Origin of the sequence: Idiomarina sp. Sol25 (genome assembly GCF_033052775.1) — a bacterium.
Lineage (GTDB): Bacteria > Pseudomonadota > Gammaproteobacteria > Enterobacterales > Alteromonadaceae > Idiomarina.
The window spans coordinates 667198-683319 of the sequence record NZ_JAUPEW010000001.1 but is presented as its reverse complement, the minus strand read 5'-3'; the positions used below and the strand labels follow the sequence as shown (position 1 = coordinate 683319).

Annotated in this window: 13 protein-coding genes; 6 read left to right on the top strand and 7 right to left on the bottom strand. The window is 47.3% G+C overall.

Going from position 1 to position 16122, the window contains the following annotated elements; all coding sequences use genetic code 11:
- Positions 1-3 precede the first annotated feature (3 nt).
- Together prpF and Q5L94_RS03310 are read left to right on the top strand one after the other, a co-directional pair.
- Positions 4-1182, top strand: coding sequence for a 2-methylaconitate cis-trans isomerase PrpF (gene prpF / locus Q5L94_RS03315; protein ID WP_317497049.1), 1179 nt, complete (start codon positions 4-6; stop codon positions 1180-1182).
- Positions 1183-1437 carry a hypothetical protein gene (locus Q5L94_RS03310; RefSeq protein WP_317497048.1) on the top strand — a complete coding sequence of 85 codons (255 nt, stop codon included), beginning with the start codon at positions 1183-1185 and terminating at the stop codon, positions 1435-1437.
- Positions 1438-1454: 17 nt separating this feature from the next.
- On the opposite strand, the gene Q5L94_RS03305 is transcribed toward Q5L94_RS03310, so the two are convergent.
- From Q5L94_RS03305 to Q5L94_RS03290, 4 genes are all read right to left on the bottom strand, one after another.
- Complete coding sequence (locus Q5L94_RS03305) at positions 1455-2069, bottom strand: hypothetical protein (RefSeq protein WP_317497047.1); 615 nt, start codon at positions 2067-2069, stop codon at positions 1455-1457.
- 139 nt (positions 2070-2208) lie between these two features.
- The gene (locus tag Q5L94_RS03300; RefSeq protein ID WP_317497046.1) at positions 2209-2955 is read right to left on the bottom strand and encodes a 3'-5' exonuclease; all 747 of its coding nucleotides are present in this window, start codon (positions 2953-2955) and stop codon (positions 2209-2211) included.
- 3 nt (positions 2956-2958) lie between these two features.
- Positions 2959-4812 (bottom strand): DUF294 nucleotidyltransferase-like domain-containing protein, encoded by a 1854-nt coding sequence (locus Q5L94_RS03295; RefSeq protein ID WP_317497045.1) that lies wholly within the window; start codon positions 4810-4812, stop codon positions 2959-2961.
- A gap of 71 nt (positions 4813-4883) precedes the next feature.
- Positions 4884-6578, bottom strand: a complete 1695-nt coding sequence (locus tag Q5L94_RS03290; protein WP_411161926.1) for a BCCT family transporter — start codon at positions 6576-6578, stop codon at positions 4884-4886.
- A gap of 445 nt (positions 6579-7023) precedes the next feature.
- On the opposite strand from Q5L94_RS03290, the gene katG reads away from it, so the two are divergent.
- Positions 7024-9279 (top strand): catalase/peroxidase HPI, encoded by a 2256-nt coding sequence (katG, locus tag Q5L94_RS03285; RefSeq protein ID WP_317497044.1) that lies wholly within the window; start codon positions 7024-7026, stop codon positions 9277-9279.
- 97 nt (positions 9280-9376) lie between these two features.
- Here katG and dbpA read toward each other — a convergent pair whose 3' ends face one another.
- Together dbpA and Q5L94_RS03275 are read right to left on the bottom strand one after the other, a co-directional pair.
- Positions 9377-10789: an ATP-dependent RNA helicase DbpA gene (gene dbpA / locus Q5L94_RS03280; RefSeq protein WP_317497043.1), complete on the bottom strand. Its 1413-nt coding sequence runs from the start codon at positions 10787-10789 to the stop codon at positions 9377-9379.
- An 87-nt stretch (positions 10790-10876) separates the two neighbouring features.
- On the bottom strand, positions 10877-11749 hold the full coding sequence (locus Q5L94_RS03275; protein WP_317497042.1) for a DMT family transporter: 873 nt from the start codon (positions 11747-11749) through the stop codon (positions 10877-10879).
- A 193-nt stretch (positions 11750-11942) separates the two neighbouring features.
- On the opposite strand from Q5L94_RS03275, the gene Q5L94_RS03270 reads away from it, so the two are divergent.
- Positions 11943-12956: a WYL domain-containing protein gene (locus tag Q5L94_RS03270; RefSeq protein WP_317497041.1), complete on the top strand. Its 1014-nt coding sequence runs from the start codon at positions 11943-11945 to the stop codon at positions 12954-12956.
- A gap of 104 nt (positions 12957-13060) precedes the next feature.
- The gene (locus tag Q5L94_RS03265) at positions 13061-14764 is read left to right on the top strand and encodes a class I SAM-dependent methyltransferase (protein ID WP_317497040.1); all 1704 of its coding nucleotides are present in this window, start codon (positions 13061-13063) and stop codon (positions 14762-14764) included.
- 53 nt (positions 14765-14817) lie between these two features.
- Here the strand turns inward: Q5L94_RS03265 and Q5L94_RS03260 are convergent, their stop codons facing one another.
- Positions 14818-15420: an outer membrane beta-barrel protein gene (locus Q5L94_RS03260; protein WP_317497039.1), complete on the bottom strand. Its 603-nt coding sequence runs from the start codon at positions 15418-15420 to the stop codon at positions 14818-14820.
- A 223-nt stretch (positions 15421-15643) separates the two neighbouring features.
- On the opposite strand from Q5L94_RS03260, the gene Q5L94_RS03255 reads away from it, so the two are divergent.
- Positions 15644-16015, top strand: coding sequence for an ArdC family protein (locus Q5L94_RS03255; RefSeq protein WP_317497038.1), 372 nt, complete (start codon positions 15644-15646; stop codon positions 16013-16015).
- The last annotated feature ends 107 nt before the right edge of the window (positions 16016-16122 follow it).

Here is a 16122-nt window from a genome sequence, read left to right as displayed (position 1 = left end):
ATAATGGAACAGAAACCACAAATCAAAATTCCCGCCACCTATATGCGTGGCGGGACTTCGAAAGGGGTTTTCTTTCGTCTGCAGGATTTACCCGAACCGGCACAACAGCCGGGTGCTGTGCGTGACGCTATATTAATGCGCGTAATCGGCAGTCCGGATCCTTATGCTAAGCACACCGACGGCATGGGAGGTGCTACCTCCAGCACCAGCAAAACGGTGATTGTGTCGAAAAGCACTCAACCAGAGCACGATGTCGATTATCTTTTTGGTCAGGTGTCTATTGATAAGCCGTTTGTCGACTGGAGCGGAAACTGCGGAAATTTATCCTCGGCGGTAGGGCCTTTCGCTATTGCTAACGGTTTGGTTGACGCTGAGCGTATACCTGAAAATGGTGTGTGCGAAGTTCGCATCTGGCAGGCCAATATTGGCAAAACCATTGTCAATAAAGTGCCTATGGTTAATGGTGAAGTGCAGGAGACCGGTGACTTTATTCTGGACGGTGTTACCTTTCCGGCGGCGGAAGTGCCGGTGGAGTTTATGGACCCATCTGCCGACGGTGAATCAATGTTTCCTACCGGTAACCTTATTGATGATTTAGAGGTTCCGGGCATTGGTACATTAAAAGCCACGATGATTAATGCAGGCATTCCGACCATTTTCCTCAATGCGGAAGAAATTGGATACGACGGCACTGAGCTGCAGGAAGTCATTAACGGCAGTCCGGAAGCGCTGGAGCGCTTTGAAACCATTCGTGCCTATGGTGCGGTAAAAATGGGCTTGATTGATGGTATTGCTGAAGCGGTTAACCGTCAGCACACGCCAAAAGTGGCTTTTGTGGCAACGCCAAAAGACTACACCGCATCCAGCGGTAAGAGCATTAAAGCCAACGACATTGACTTGCTGGTAAGGGCTATGTCGATGGGGAAATTGCACCACGCCATGATGGGAACTGCGGCCGTTGCTATCGGCACTGCTGCAGCTATTCCGGGTACAACCGTTAATTTAGCCGCTGGCGGTACAGACCGTACTATGGTTAATTTCGGACATCCGTCAGGCACCTTGCAGGTAGGAGCTGAATGCAAACAGGTGAATGGTCAATGGACAGCCATTAAAGCCATTATGAGTCGTAGTGCCCGAGTGTTAATGGAAGGTCAGGTGCGCATTCCGGGGGAGGTTCTTTAAGTGGAAAAAACCACGCAAGTCAGGTTACTTAAAACTGCCATGATCACCGGCATTACCCTAATTTTATTAGGCCATGTTGTGCTGGCTGTGACTATCGGCAACGATGATATTGATTTTCGTGGTTATATTTTGGGGGCAGCAATGAATGCCGTTGGCATTATCCTGTCGCTGCCCACCAAAATTTACTTAACTCTGGTGCTAATGGAAAAGGAAGAAAAAAGTAATAAAAATACGCATTGGAGCGATATTAATTAGCTTTAACTTCGCAGACCTTAGTCTGTATATCCCCATGGAGTTGCAGGTGTTTCAACTGGCTCTGTTAAGTCAAAATCCACCCGAAACTCTCGACCTTCTCTAACTAAACGGTAAGTAAAGGTTTCATCGTGAATGTACATTTCCCAGATGTTGGTGTTTGACTGCGGGACGCCTAGTTCAATAAATAACTCTTTAGAATAGGCATCAACAGGAAAAGATTGTGCGGTTGCATAGCCCTTGTCAATCGTATGCCCGCCATACATAGTTAATGGGTCATAGTTGCCGTCAGGTTTACGGTGATCGTGTTTTAGGCTAATACCTGAGCCTGTTTGCGTTAATATCCAGGTACGCGAGTGGTTGTCTCCAACATGAAAAGGAATTTCTATTCGCTGCTCACCACACTTACGAACGTGCATCACCAAATCCCCTTCGAACCCTTCTGACTTTGGTGTATCGACTGTTACCTCACCTGCATAAGAATTACCGCAAAGCTTGTTTATAGCAGCAAAAAATTCAGCCTGTACCTGAGTTGAAACTCTGGGAGCGGGTTTAATCACTTGATCCTGAGCGATCGAGCTGTGAGGCACTAGTGCCCCTAAAAGTAGAGTAAGAATGGAAAGCCAGATTTTCATTGTTGTTACCTTTTTGCTTTTATAAGACCAATTTTTTATGCGATTTTCCTGAAACTAAGAGAACAAGGGTGATATTAATTGGCGCCAGAGTCCAGGCTTTTTACTTAAATTCACACGTATTCAGTGCTTAACAAGCAGATCAAGGCAGCCAAATCTCACTGAGTGGGGAATCTGGCTTAAAGTGATAGGCTATTTGAGCCTGCAAAAGTTCCGCGCACGCCAGTGCGTCAGTTAACGCATTATGCGGGGGGTAAAAGGGTAGGTTATAGCGGGTGCGACTGTCCGCCAAACGAATGGATTCCGGTTTTTTACCACGCAGTTTTTGCCATAAGGATAATGGCTTACGGTGGAATCGAGCTTCGATTTCCATTGTATCAATAAGCGGAAACTGGATATTTTCATGCAGACGTTCTTTTATCCCTCGTTGCAGGAAAGGGCGTTCAATGCCGTGGTAATGAACAACCCAGACTTTTCCGGCGACAAGCTCCAGTAGCTCATCAATTATACTTTCTAAATCGGGCGCATGCTCAATTTCGCTATGAGTAATACCATGAATAACGACAGATTCATCTGTAAGACTGCGCCGGGGTTTGACAACCCAGCTTTTTGCTTCCGAAAATAAAATTCGTTCCGTAGTCATAGGAATTGCTGCGATGCTCACGATGCCATCCTGTTCAGGATTTAACCCCGTTGTTTCAAAATCGACGGCAACCATAGGCGTTTTATTAATGGGCGTATCGGGCGAACTGATGCCCTGACTGTAATACCGTTTAAGCGCCTGAGAGTGGCTGAGCTGCTCTAAGGTCTCAAATTGTTTAGGCCAGTCAATGTTCTTAGATTTGCTGTTTTTTTGCTTTTGTTTGTTTTCCGGGGCGAGATAAAGCATCGCTTAGCCTCCCGAGTAGCGGTAACGCAAATATTTTTGTGCGTTACTTAGAATTTGAAAGGCGTCTTTTAGGTTTTTACGCTCAAAATGAGACAAGTCTTCCGGAGCAACGTTATTGTCAGGCACTTCTCCTGCCGAAATGGCTAACGCCTGATGTCGAATTCTCACCATAGCAATCAGTTCCAGAGCATCACGTAAATCTGGCCCGCGACCTTGTGGCAAAATTTGTGACTCAATAATGTCTTCCAGGCGAGTAAAGGAGTTGCGCTGTGATGAACCAATGGCCAAAGCGTGAACACGGATCAAATCTGCAACTGGGCCGGTGCCGCGGCGTTTGGTATTGATGCTATCACGGTGTTTGCCATCTTTTTCCATGACGAAATCTTTAAAAAAGCCTAAAGGCGGAGTTCGGTTTAGCGCATTACGTGCCATAGAGCCTAAAAACTGTTTGTTACCTTTGGCTTTTTTCCGTATCAGTGAATTGAGCTCATCGGCAAATTTTTGCTGACCCCAGACGCCGTCCAAATCGAAAAATATGGAGGAATGCAGCAGTTTTTCGGGTGATGGATTTTCAATCCAGTCGGTAAAGTAGTTTTTCCACACTTTTAACGGTTGGCGCCAGGCATCTGTGGTGGCCATGATGCCGCCAGTACAATAGGTATAGCCGCAGGCATTTAAGCCGTCGGCCACAAAGCCGGCCAACTCTTTAAAGTAGGCATCGTGCTGTTTAGGGTCAAAGTCGTCATGTAAAACCATCGCGTTGTCCTGATCCGTGACAATACTTTGCTCGTCACGCGCCATTGAACCCAGAGCAAGAAAACAATAGGGGACTGGTGGCGGTCCAAATTTTTCTTCACCAAGTTCTAAAAACCGCTGCTTGAACGAACGACCAATAGTGGCCATCGCAGAACCTATCATGCGCGAGTTTGCATCTTCGTTAACCATGCGAACGAAACTAGCGCGGACACTTTCCGCAAGTTCAGCCAGTTCTTCAGTAGAGTTTTGTTTAAAAATACCGCTCACAATAAACAGCGTGCTTTTTGACTCATGTTGCGCCACGTCCGATAAGGCGATAACGCCGACAACTTGACCTTTCTTCAATACCGGCAAATGATGAAGGTTGGTCCGCATCATCATTAATAAGGCTTCGAATACGCGGTTATTGTACTGAATAAATGTCAGGTTTTCGGTCATGATAGAGGAAACAGGGTGGGTGCTTGAGCGGTTTACAGCTAAGACGCGTTTTCGTAGATCTTTATCCGTTATAATACCCACCGGCAAATGCTGTGTCTCATCGAGAATAAGTAATGATGACACTTTTTCTTCTGTCATTTTAGCGGCAGCATCGTGAATACTTGCGTTTAAATCAATAGAAACCGGCTCACGGGTAATGATTGTATCAACCGTAGCAGAAAGCGATTCATTACGATTTTCCTGCTCTTTTACTGCTTGGTTTACGCGCCTGTGACCCTCTACTTCAACTGCATCTGCAAAGCTGTCATATTCATCGAACAAGCGATTAAATAAACTGCCGGGAATAAAGTAGATAAGCGTATCTTCTAATGCTTTGACGGGGTAGCGAACACGACCTTTACGCAGTAAACCTGCTTCACCAAAAAAGCCACCTTCGCTCAACCGATTAAACAGATCACCGTTGCGATTGTAGGTTTCTACTGAACCATGCCTAACGACGTGTAAATTAGAAATTGACTCATTATATTCAAGCAGTTGGGAACCTGCTTTGAAATAGCTGATTTCAGTACTTTTGGCCAGCTCAACAAGTTCCTCTTCAGGCAGTTCATTGAAGGGAGGGAAACGTCGTAAAAAATTAAGAATTTCCAGATGTTCGGCTTCCATAATTGCACCTGTTATAGCAAAAGCGGCGCTTTAGCGCCGCTTTTAAATGGGTAAAGGCGTAACGCGAGTCGCTACTTCGCAGGTTTACCAACTCTTGGTTCGGAACGTAATCCCTGAACTACAGCAAAACAAGCTGCCAACAGGACAAGAGTAAATGGTAAGCCAGCAGAAACGGCCATTGCTTGCAGGGCAACGAGGCCACCGCCAAGTATTAGGGCAATTGCTACTAAGCCTTCGAATGTACACCAGAATATGCGCTGAGGTACTGGAGCCTCAACTTTACCGCCGGCACTGATGGTATCGATAACCAATGAACCAGAGTCAGACGAAGTAACGAAAAATACCATAACCAGAATAATACCCACGAAGGAAGTTATTCCTGTCCATGGCAGGCCATCGAGCATAACAAAGAGTTGCAGTGATAAGTCGACGTTTGCAACTTCTTCAGCTCCTGATAAAAATTGATCTATTGCAGCAGTACCAAATACCGTCATCCAGAATACACAGGCCAAAGAAGGTATTAGCAGTACCGAGATTAAGAATTCACGTACTGTACGACCTCTTGACACGCGTGCAATAAACATCCCAACAAACGGCGACCATGCAATCCACCAAGCCCAATAAAACGATGTCCAGCCTTGTGAATAGTTTAAGTCTTCACGACCAACTGGGTTAGATAGAGCTGGTAAATTAACAATGTAATTGTAGAGGTTTTCCGCGAAGCCGGTCAGGATTGCGACCGTTGGGCCCACGATAATGACGAATAGCATCAAAATAGCTGCCAACGACATATTAACCTGCGACAGTCGCTGCACACCCTTTTCCAGACCCGCAAGAACTGATATCAACGCGATAGCGGTTATTCCGATAACGAGCAGAACCTCGGTGGTATCACCCTCAGCCCAGCCGAATAAGAAGTTCAGTCCGGCTGCAGCCTGAGACGCGCCTAACCCCAACGAGGTTGCAAGACCAAACAAGGTTGCGAGTATCGCTATGATATCGATGACGTGACCTGGCCAGCCCCATACGCGCTCACCCAGAATGGGATAAAAAATAGAGCGAATAGTTAGTGGCAAACCTTTGTTAAATGAAAATAAGGCTAAGCCCAAAGCTAACACCGCGTAGATTGCCCAGGGGTGCAGAGCCCAGTGGAAAATGGTTGCTGCCATGCCGAGCCTAATTGCCGCAGCCTCATCACCACCAGCGCCACCAAGAGGTGCCCAGTCAGTGCGTAGACCGTTAGCCCCGGTTTCGGTTCCAGCCAATGCCGTGCTGAAATGCGTAATAGGTTCAGACACACCGTAAAACATGAGTCCAATACCCATACCAGCGGCAAACAGCATTGAGAACCAGCCCAGATAAGAAAAGTCAGGGCTTGCTTCAGTGCCACCTAAACGAACTTTACCTAATGGTGAAAAGATTAAGAACAAGCAAAGGAGCACAAAAATATTGGCTGCCCCGATAAAGAACCAGTCAAGGTTGGCCGTCAGCCAGTTTTTGGTGCTTGTAAATACGGGCTCGGCCTGATTTTGGAACATTAATGTTATGACGACAAAGGCAACAATGGCTAATCCCGAAATAGCAAATACGCGGTTATGAAAATCAAGGCCGAAAGGCCCTACTTTCATAACAACGTTGTCTTGTCCTACTTGATAATCGGTACTGATTGGATTGACTTCACCGTCAGGAATCATCGGGTCGTTAGCCTGACGCTCGCGCTCGAGGTCTTTGTCCCCGCGGAGCACTTCCTCTTCTTTTTTATTCATTTGCTCTCCCCTGTATAAAGGTAAGTTGTTTTACTCTTTAAATTTAAGCGTTTATTCTTAATTTGCTGATAGAGTATAGAGCGCTACGAAGGTTTCTTAAAGTTAGATCGGTTTTTTACAGTAAAAATAATGAATGAATAACATTAGAAGTTACGGAATGAGTGGGCTGACGTGCTTCTACAAAAGTCAACACGTCAGCTTTTAAGCATTTAGACTGGTAGTTAGAAGCTGGTACCGAACTGTTGCGGCGACAGTATCGACGTTCTGCTCGACTTCATCTCAACCGTATCGTTTTTAACCAATGCTCCTTTATGAAACTTTCGGTCAAGACTGACTATACGATTATGCCAATCTGTTTTCCTCATCTATCTGAGCCCCCTAAAAGACTCCGTTTGTTTTATATTACTGACGCACTTATTGTGTCTAACGAAAAGGGTAATTAATCATGTTTAAGAAAACAGTACCTTTACTTTCTGCTGTAGCGATTGCGATATCGTTTTCAGCCGGAACGGGTGTTGCAAATGCTCAGGAAAACTCATCTTATGAGGTAAATTCTTCAGAGCCTAAGTCGAACGATTTTTGGTGGCCAAATAAGCTCAATTTAGAGCCATTGCGTCAACACAGTCCTGAATCAGACCCTTATGGAGACGATTTTGATTACGCTGAAGCTTTCAGTCAGCTTGACCTTGAGCAGGTTAAAAAAGACATTGAAGAGCTAATGACCTCGGATCAGGACTGGTGGCCAGCTGACTACGGTCATTATGGCCCATTCTTTATTCGTATGGCCTGGCATGGTGCCGGAACCTACCGGGTTCAAGACGGGCGTGGCGGTGCAGCTGGCGCTCAACAACGTTTTGAACCACTAAATAGCTGGCCGGATAATGTCAGTCTGGATAAAGCGCGTCGTTTGTTGTGGCCGGTCAAGCAAAAGTACGGCAGAGATATCTCATGGGCTGATTTGATGGTGCTAACCGGTAACGTTGCGCTTGAGTCTATGGGGTTCGAAACTTTTGGTTTTGCCGGCGGACGTGAAGATGCCTGGGAACCTGATATTGTTTACTGGGGCCCTGAAAAAGAATGGTTAAAGGGTGACGAGCGCTACTCTGGCGACCGTGAACTTGAAAACCCTTTGGCCGCTGTTCAGATGGGTCTGATTTACGTTAACCCCGAAGGACCTAACGGCAAGCCTGATCCGTTACTGGCCGCTAAAGACATCCGTGACACATTTGGCCGCATGGCAATGAACGACGAAGAAACCGTTGCTCTTATTGCCGGGGGACACACCTTTGGTAAAGCACATGGTGCGCACAAGCCTGAAGAGTGCTTAGGTGCGGAACCAGCTGCTGCAGGTGTTGAAGAGCAAGGTCTTGGCTGGAAAAACAAATGCGGTAAAGGCAACGCCGAAGATACCATCACCAGTGGTTTAGAAGGTGCATGGTCAGTGAACCCGACAGCCTGGACAACTCAGTACCTGGATAATCTGTTTGGTTTTGAATGGGAACAAACGAAGAGTCCAGCTGGTGCGATTCAGTGGATCCCTGTTGACGGTCAGGCATCTGAGCTGGTTCCTGATGCACACGTTGAAGGCAAGCGTCACGCACCTATTATGTTTACGACGGATCTTTCGCTAAAAGAAGATCCTGAGTATCGCAAAATTGCTAAACGCTTCCATGAAGACCCTAAAGAGTTTGAACTGGCGTTCGCAAAAGCCTGGTTCAAGCTGACGCACCGCGATATGGGTCCTAAACAGCGTTATCTTGGCGATATGGCTCCGCAGGAAGATCTGCTATGGCAAGATCCAATTCCTGAAGTCGATTTTGAACTGATTAACGAGAATGACGTCGAGCAGCTTAAGGTTGCAATTCTGAATTCAGGTCTTAGCGTGCCTCAGTTAGTTCGTACTGCCTGGGCTTCGGCATCAAGCTTCCGCGGTACTGACATGCGTGGCGGTGCTAATGGCGCTCGTATTGCATTAGAGCCTCAGGTGAACTGGGAAGCGAACAACCCGGCTGAGCTTAAGAAGGCACTGGATACGCTGAAAGACGTTCAGGAAGACTTTAATGATGAGCTGTCTGGCGACAAGCACGTGTCTTTGGCTGATGTTATCGTTTTAGGCGGCGCTGCGGCTATTGAGAAAGCGGCGAAAGATGCCGGTTACGATGTGACGGTGCCTTTTGAGCCGGGTCGTACTGAGGCCTCTCAGGAAATGACGGACGTTAACTCGTTCTCGTTCCTTGAGCCTAAAGCTGACGCATTCCGCAACTACTATGCTGAAGGCAACCGTGTTTCACCAGCTCAGCATATGGTAGATAAAGCTGACCAGCTAACCTTAACGGTACCGGAAATGACGGTATTAGTGGGTGGCTTACGTTCGCTGGACGCTAATTATAACGACAGTGATCATGGTGTTTTCACAGACCAGCCGGGGACGTTGAATAATGACTTTTTCGTTAACCTGCTAAGCATGGAAAACGAATGGAAAAAGTCATCGGACAACGAAGCGATATACGAAGGCTTTGATCGTAAAACTGGAGAACAGAAATATACTGCAACGACGGTTGATCTGATTTTCGGTTCAAACTCTGAATTGCGTGCTGTTGCAGAAGTTTATGCAATGAGTGATGCAGACGAGAAGTTCGTTAATGATTTTGTTCAGGCATGGACGAAAGTCATGCAGTTAGACCGCTTTGATCTGAAATAATATTTAAGTGTGTGAGCGGTGGTATTCTCTTCAGAACGAAGAGAGTATCACCGCTTTTTATCTTGTCACTTAAGCGTGCAGGCTGAGGCACCACAAATTAAAGTATTTTTGCCCGAAACTTCTTACCTTTTATTTTATTGTTATTAATAAGCCCTAGAGCGTGCTTAGCCAAACGGGAATTTACGGCAACAAAACCAAAGGTGCTTTCCAGCTTTATCTTTCCAATGTCGTCAGCACTTAAAACCTTGTCCTTTGTTAGCGCGCCAACAATGTCACCCGGTCTCAACTTGTCCTTTTTTCCGCCACTGACTTGTATGGTGGACATAGTAGCTTTTAACGGTGTGTTGTTAGACAGCGCTGGCGCAGGCTGTACTTGAATAGGTTCGGCAAACGTATCCTCAAGCAAACGCATTTTGTAATCATCTTTTTCGGCAATTAGGGTTATTGCGACGCCTTCTTTGCCCGCGCGGCCAGTACGACCTATGCGGTGAGTATGGGTGTCTAAATCATGAGCCATATTAACGCTAATCACTAAATCAAGTTCGGCGATATCTAAGCCGCGAGAGGCCACGTCAGTCGCAATAAGCACCCGGGCACTGCCATTACTAAATTGTATAATGGCCTGATCGCGATCTTTCTGTTCGAGCTCACCATGCAGAGCCAACACGCTGAACTTATTGGCCCGAAGTGTGTTAAAAATATCTTTTACTTCGTTTTTGGTATTGCAGAAAACCAGACAGTTTTCGGGTTGATGCTCGCCCAATAAATTCATTACCAGCTGTGCGCTGTCTTCATTATTCATGGCATAAAAGAGCTGTTCAATTTGTGGCTTTGCTTGCTCTTGAATGGCCTCAATATTGCTTGCCTTAGTTGTCACTTGTTCTGCTAAGGCGGCGATATTTTTAGGGTAGGTGGCACTGAATAATAGTGTCTGTCGCGCCTTTGGAATGTGCTTAACGATAGCACTCAGGCTGTCCTGAAACCCCATTTCTAACATTCGGTCGGCCTCATCAAGAACCAGAGTTGTCAACATGGACAAATCGACATTGCGCTGCTCAAGATGATCAAGCACCCGGCCGGGTGTGCCAACCAACACATGAGCGCCATGCTCAAGTGAGTTAGTCTGAATACGTGATGGCTCGCCACCACACAAGGTCAGTATTTTTATATTAAGCATTGATTTAGCCAGCTTACGGACCTCGTCAGCAACCTGATGAGCGAGTTCACGAGTAGGGCACAATACCAACGCCTGTGGCGAAAAGCTTTTTGCATCCAGCTTTGCCAGCAAAGTCAGCGCAAAAGCGGTGGTTTTTCCGGAGCCGGTATCCGCGCGAACAACGGCATCGGTGTTATTTAAAATAACCGGCAAGCTTAAGGACTGCACCGGTGTCATATGTTGGTAACCAATTTCATCAAGCCGTGTCAGTAACGCTGACGGCAGGTTCAATTGGTTAAAATGAATGAATTCAGGTGAATTCTCAGGGGTGTTTTTATCGCTAATTATGGGCATTAAAGGCGGCCATTTTCTGTGTCAGGTTTCTGTGGTTATTGTAACAGGGTTCTGGGCAAATATACTGAGGTAATCTGTGCAAAAACCTCAGTGTTTGCTGGAGTAAACCCCTAAAGCTGTTACGGTAGTCAATATTATCAGCATTCCGAGTACCTGCGTATAAGCCAGTACCTCACCTAAAATAATGACTCCGAATAGCGCTGCCGTAACGGGCTCTATTGTTGCTACTATGGAGGCCAGCGCTGGCAGGGTTCTTCTCAGTCCAATAATATAAAGAATAAAGGATGCACCGCCACCCAGCACTCCGAGAATAGCAAAGAGCGGCCAGTCAGTGGAGTCCAGAACTCTTCCGGCTTCCTCTATATCAATTAACGTGCCCAGAACCAGAGTCAGGGTAGAAAATGCGATTGCAAGAACGGCCTGAGGGCTACCTTGCCTGGCTGCGTATTTAAAACCAAAAATAAAAAGCGCCAGTGACATACCCGAAAGAAGCCCGGCTATAACGCCTATAGGAGTAATACCACCGCTGTCGACTTGATATACACGGGTGAGTAAAACGACACCAGCCATTACCAGCAGTATTGCGGCGCATTTGCTTAGCGTGGGACGTTCAATTTTAACAGCGAAAGAAATTAGGTAAACAAATATGGGAGCGCAATACATAAGGGTTGCCGCAACCGCAACGCTGCTCTCGGAAATACTGAAGAAATAGAAAGCGAAATTTCCCGAGACTCCAAGCCCTGCGATGATAGACCAGAACCATAACTTACTGTTAGTCAGCCCACTATTGCCAGGTCTTAAAACCAACCACATCAGCACAAATATAAGCCCGACAGCACCCCGGCAAAAAGATACTAAAACGGCATTCCAGCCGTCGTTGATGAGAATGCCCGCTATTCCGCCGGACAGTCCCCAGAAAAGCGCCGCTGACGCCACCAGTATAATGCCTGAATTCGTCATGCTTCGGTCAACTTCTATTGAAATATTGAATAAGCCTAAAGTATTGAATTTAGAAGATAAGAAGGAGAATTTCAATTTTCAAATAGTGCTAGTTAGAAAATGGATGAGAAGAGAGACATCAGAATTAGAAGCCTGTTATTCAAGTGAAATTCTGATAAGTTAAAGTCCAAATATAAAGCAAAAGGAGCTTGCCATGTCTTCACAGGGGTCACGTCAAACATTGGTACGGCAGTGGGAGTTACTGAAGCTGCTGCCGACAAGACCACCGGGAATGACAGCCAAAGACATTTGTCAGCAGCTTAACGACGAAGGTTTTGAAGTTTCAAAGCGGCAGGTTGAACGCGACTTAGACCAGTTGTCGCAGTCATTCGCGCTAGAGTGCAACGACAAGGGCAAACCCTACGGCTGGCATTGGATGGAAGGGGCTGGTGCCGATATGCCGGCAATTTCAGCCGCCGAAGCACTGTCGCTGACCATGGTTGAGAAAGTCTTAAAGCCATTAGTGCCTAATACGGTGCTTAAATCAATCGCTCCGCGCTTAAACCAGGCAAAAGATAAACTCACCAAACTGCACCAGGGCGCGTCGTTGGGCAGTTGGCAGAACAAAGTGGCTTATGTTCCGGCCACCTTGCAGCAGCAAGCCCCCGGAATTAACGACGACGTATTAAGCAACGTACAGTTGGCGTTGCTGCATAACCAGTGTGTAGACGTGAGTTATCAGCCCGGCTCACAGCCCGACACAGTAAAAGAGTACACCTTACACCCGCTTGCTATAGTACAACGTGGCGTTAGCACCTATTTAGTGGCCTGTGTTGACCCTTACGACGACCCGCTATTGTTTGTACTTCACCGCATACATGAGGCCGTACCTCGGGAAGATAAACACGCCAAAACGCCTGAAAACTTCACCTTAAAGCGTTATTTAGAGAAGGGCGCTTTGCAGTTTTCCGACGGCAACACGCTAAAACTGAAAGCCCGCATTAACGACAACCTGGCCATGCATTTAACGGAAACACCACTTAGTGAAGACCAGCAAATAACGCCCGGCGGCGAAACTAACCTACTGACGGTAACCGTTATCGACTCCTGGCAACTGCACTGGTGGGTGAAGTCTATGGGCGCACAAATACACGTATTAGAGCCTGAAACATTGCGCAAAAGTGTTGTTAAAGAGCTGCAAGAAACTCTAAAACTCTACGGACGTTAATATGCAAAATCCCTCTTCTGGAAGATTAGAGCTGTCGGGCTGTAAGCTCTATTTATAATTAAGTCCCCTTTACAGCTTTGCAAAAACCAAGCACATTATGGGTCATGAAATACTACAATAAAAACATCACCTACTACTCCAAAAACGCCGAAACCCTGGCGGACAACTACAACAGCGTACCTGTTGAGTCGGTGCACAAAGATTGGCTCGATCAATTACCAAAAGAGGGCATGGTGCTGGATGTCGGTGCCGGTTCGGGGCGTGATGCGAGGTTTATGGCCGCTAAAGGCTTAAATGTGGTAGCAGTAGAGCCTGCCGAGGGTATTCGTGAAGTCGCGCAAGGCTATACTGTGGGTAAACCCGTGCATTGGCTTAACGACAGTCTGCCCGATCTCAGTCAGGTGTTTGCACTACAAAGCAAATTCGACCTTATTCTACTGAGCGCCGTGTGGATGCACATTCCGGCGTCCCAGCGTGAACGCAGCCTGCGTAAGTTAAGCTCTCTGTTAAAACCCAACGGGAAATTGGTGATTTCGCTGCGTCACGGTGCCTGCCATGACGATCGCACCATGTACGAAGTTTCTGCCGACGAACTGGCGCAGTTAGCCAGTCGTTTTGGTTTAACCTATCAGTTAATGACACCCGAACAACAAAGCGACAAGCTTGGCCGTGGCGATGTCAGCTGGCAAACCGTACTGCTCACGCTCCCCGATGATGGCACCGGCGCCTTTCCGCTGCTGCGCAACATCGTCGTTAATGACAAAAAGACCTCGACTTACAAAATTGCGCTTCTAAGAAGCTTACTGCGCATCGCCGAAGGGCATCCCGGCGCGGTATTGGACCAAACCGAGGATCACGTCGCACTACCCATGGGACTGGTGGCGCTGTATTGGTTAAAGCTCTATAAACCTTTAATTGACCAATACGGCATGCACCAAAACAACAACACCTCGGCGGGGCTGGCCTTCGTGCAACCGCGAGGGTGGGGGTTATTGCAACATACCACCGCGGCCGATTACGCTATTGGCGCACACTACAGCGGCGCAGAGCAGGCGTTACCGCTTTATCAGACACTGAAAGACATCGCCGCTACCATTAAAAAGAACCCGGCCACTTACACTACCTTGCCCGGTAGCAATACCGCCGTGTTTGAGGTTGAGCTGAATCGTACCAACAAGCCAACAAACGGTCTGACCCTGGATCTGCCGTTTTTAGCCTCGCTCGGGTCTTTTTACGTGCCTAAACACATCTGGGATTCGTTGACGCGCTTTAGCGTGTGGATAGAACCGGCGCTGGTGAACGAGTGGGCGGCGCTGATGCACAGTTACGACGTCAATAGGCAGCAATTTACCCGCAACAATTATTTAGATGCCCTGGACTGGAAAGACGATACCCGCAGCACCAACCGTGTGCGCCATCGGGTTAACGAACTGCTTGCCAGCGATGACGTCGCCTGTTGCTGGTCCGGCAAACATATCAAACCCAGCGATTACGCGGTGGATCATGCCTTCCCGTTTGCCCGCTGGCCCAATAACGATTTATGGAATTTACTACCCACCCGCAGCGCCGTAAACGCTAATAAATCTGACCGCCTGCCAAGCAGCGACAAGCTCATAGCCTCGCGCCAACTGATAACGCATTGGTGGCAACAAGGCTGGCATAACAACCATCGCGAGTTTTTCACCCAGGCCAACTTGGCATTACCCAACCTACACCACAACAACCAAAGCTTTGACGACGTATTCGAAGCCTTTGCGCTGCAACGCGACCGCATTAAAGATATCCAGCAGTTGGCGGAGTGGGGGTAGTTTATAAAAAGCCCGCAACAGCTGCGGGCTATTTGTTTTACGAGGGCACTAACTTAAAACGCGTAGCGGAATGACGCGCTTAAGGTGTCGATGTCCAAATCAGCGTCGCTGGGGCGGTACATTTCGTAACCCACACCGACCGAGATATTGTCAGTGAAGTAGTAAAATGCGTTGACCTGGGCACGCACAATGTCTTCGCTATCGATATTGACGTAGTCCACCTTGCCACCTAACTCGAATGACGACGTTAACATCGAACGGACGCCAACGCCCAGGCCAAAGCCGGTTTCACCGTCAGAGGCAGAAATACCGCCGCCGGAACCGGATACTTCCAGTCGCTCCACCGATACCGTTGCAAACATATCGGTGTTATCAGACACGCTTTCGTAAAAGCCGGCACCGGCACTGAGCATGTCTAAATCGGCACTGGCACCATTGGCATCTTCCGATACCGCTTTGTAATCGCCAAACAGCATCCAGTTATCGCTAAGCGCAACCGAGCCATTCAAGCCAAAGCCGTCGAACGACGCTTCGCCAATATTTACATCTATATCAGTATCAAGATACGACACGTCGACCTTGTTCCAGTTGGGCGACTGCGCCATCGCCGCCCCCGAAGCGGTAATTAACGCCAACGCTAAGATTGATTTTTTCATGGGTATCTCCTTATTAAGCAAATATCACCATCATGGTGAATCCGTGCAGTAAAACCTTTGGGTGCGTCATTTTGGGTCGCAGTTAAATTATTTGTTTGCGACGTAAAATGACGTAGCCATCATTTAATCTATCAAAAATGGACATCACAGCGGATGTGAGAGAGCAGGGATGCTACCAAAAATATTCTTTCAAATATATAAAAGCGCATAGTATGCTGTAGCCATGGACGATTCATTACACGCCACTATGCAACATCAGGACGATAAGCCTATTTCGGCCAACACTTTGCTTGAGCAGATTAAAGCCGGCTCTGAGCGCTGGCTGATGCCATGGCACAAAGGGTTAGAAGCGCCGGTAAACCCGGTAACCGGCAATCTGTTTAAAGGTCGAAACGCGGATCTATTGTGGAAGGCGGCCATTCAGCAAGGCGTCAGTCACAATCAATGGGCAACTTTAAAGCAGTGGTCAAGGCTAAACATGACATCGGCCAGCGATCTATCTACCGTGCCAGCCGAATTAATGTCTAAGTTTAACTCGGCATTTTATGCCGATCCCGTTGATGCCGTCTATAACGCGCTAGGGGTTAGTCAGTAGGGAGTTGTAAATGTGTAGCGCTGGATTTCATATTTGAGCATAAGCCAGACAGGTTATTAGAGATTGGTAAAGTATTTAGTCAACGTGCAGAAGCTCGAGGTTACGTT

Coding starts and splice junctions, on each gene's coding strand:
- Q5L94_RS03305 (WP_317497047.1), bottom strand. CDS start 2,069: ATGAAAATCTGGCTTTCCATTCTTACTCTACTTTTAGGGGCACTAGTG.
- Q5L94_RS03260 (WP_317497039.1), bottom strand. CDS start 15,420: ATGAAAAAATCAATCTTAGCGTTGGCGTTAATTACCGCTTCGGGGGCG.
- Q5L94_RS03270 (WP_317497041.1), top strand. CDS start 11,943: ATGTCTTCACAGGGGTCACGTCAAACATTGGTACGGCAGTGGGAGTTA.
- Q5L94_RS03300 (WP_317497046.1), bottom strand. CDS start 2,955: ATGCTTTATCTCGCCCCGGAAAACAAACAAAAGCAAAAAAACAGCAAA.
- katG (WP_317497044.1), top strand. CDS start 7,024: ATGTTTAAGAAAACAGTACCTTTACTTTCTGCTGTAGCGATTGCGATA.
- prpF (WP_317497049.1), top strand. CDS start 4: ATGGAACAGAAACCACAAATCAAAATTCCCGCCACCTATATGCGTGGC.
- Q5L94_RS03265 (WP_317497040.1), top strand. CDS start 13,061: ATGAAATACTACAATAAAAACATCACCTACTACTCCAAAAACGCCGAA.
- Q5L94_RS03255 (WP_317497038.1), top strand. CDS start 15,644: ATGGACGATTCATTACACGCCACTATGCAACATCAGGACGATAAGCCT.
- Q5L94_RS03290 (WP_411161926.1), bottom strand. CDS start 6,578: ATGAATAAAAAAGAAGAGGAAGTGCTCCGCGGGGACAAAGACCTCGAG.
- Q5L94_RS03275 (WP_317497042.1), bottom strand. CDS start 11,749: ATGACGAATTCAGGCATTATACTGGTGGCGTCAGCGGCGCTTTTCTGG.
- dbpA (WP_317497043.1), bottom strand. CDS start 10,789: ATGCCCATAATTAGCGATAAAAACACCCCTGAGAATTCACCTGAATTC.
- Q5L94_RS03295 (WP_317497045.1), bottom strand. CDS start 4,812: ATGGAAGCCGAACATCTGGAAATTCTTAATTTTTTACGACGTTTCCCT.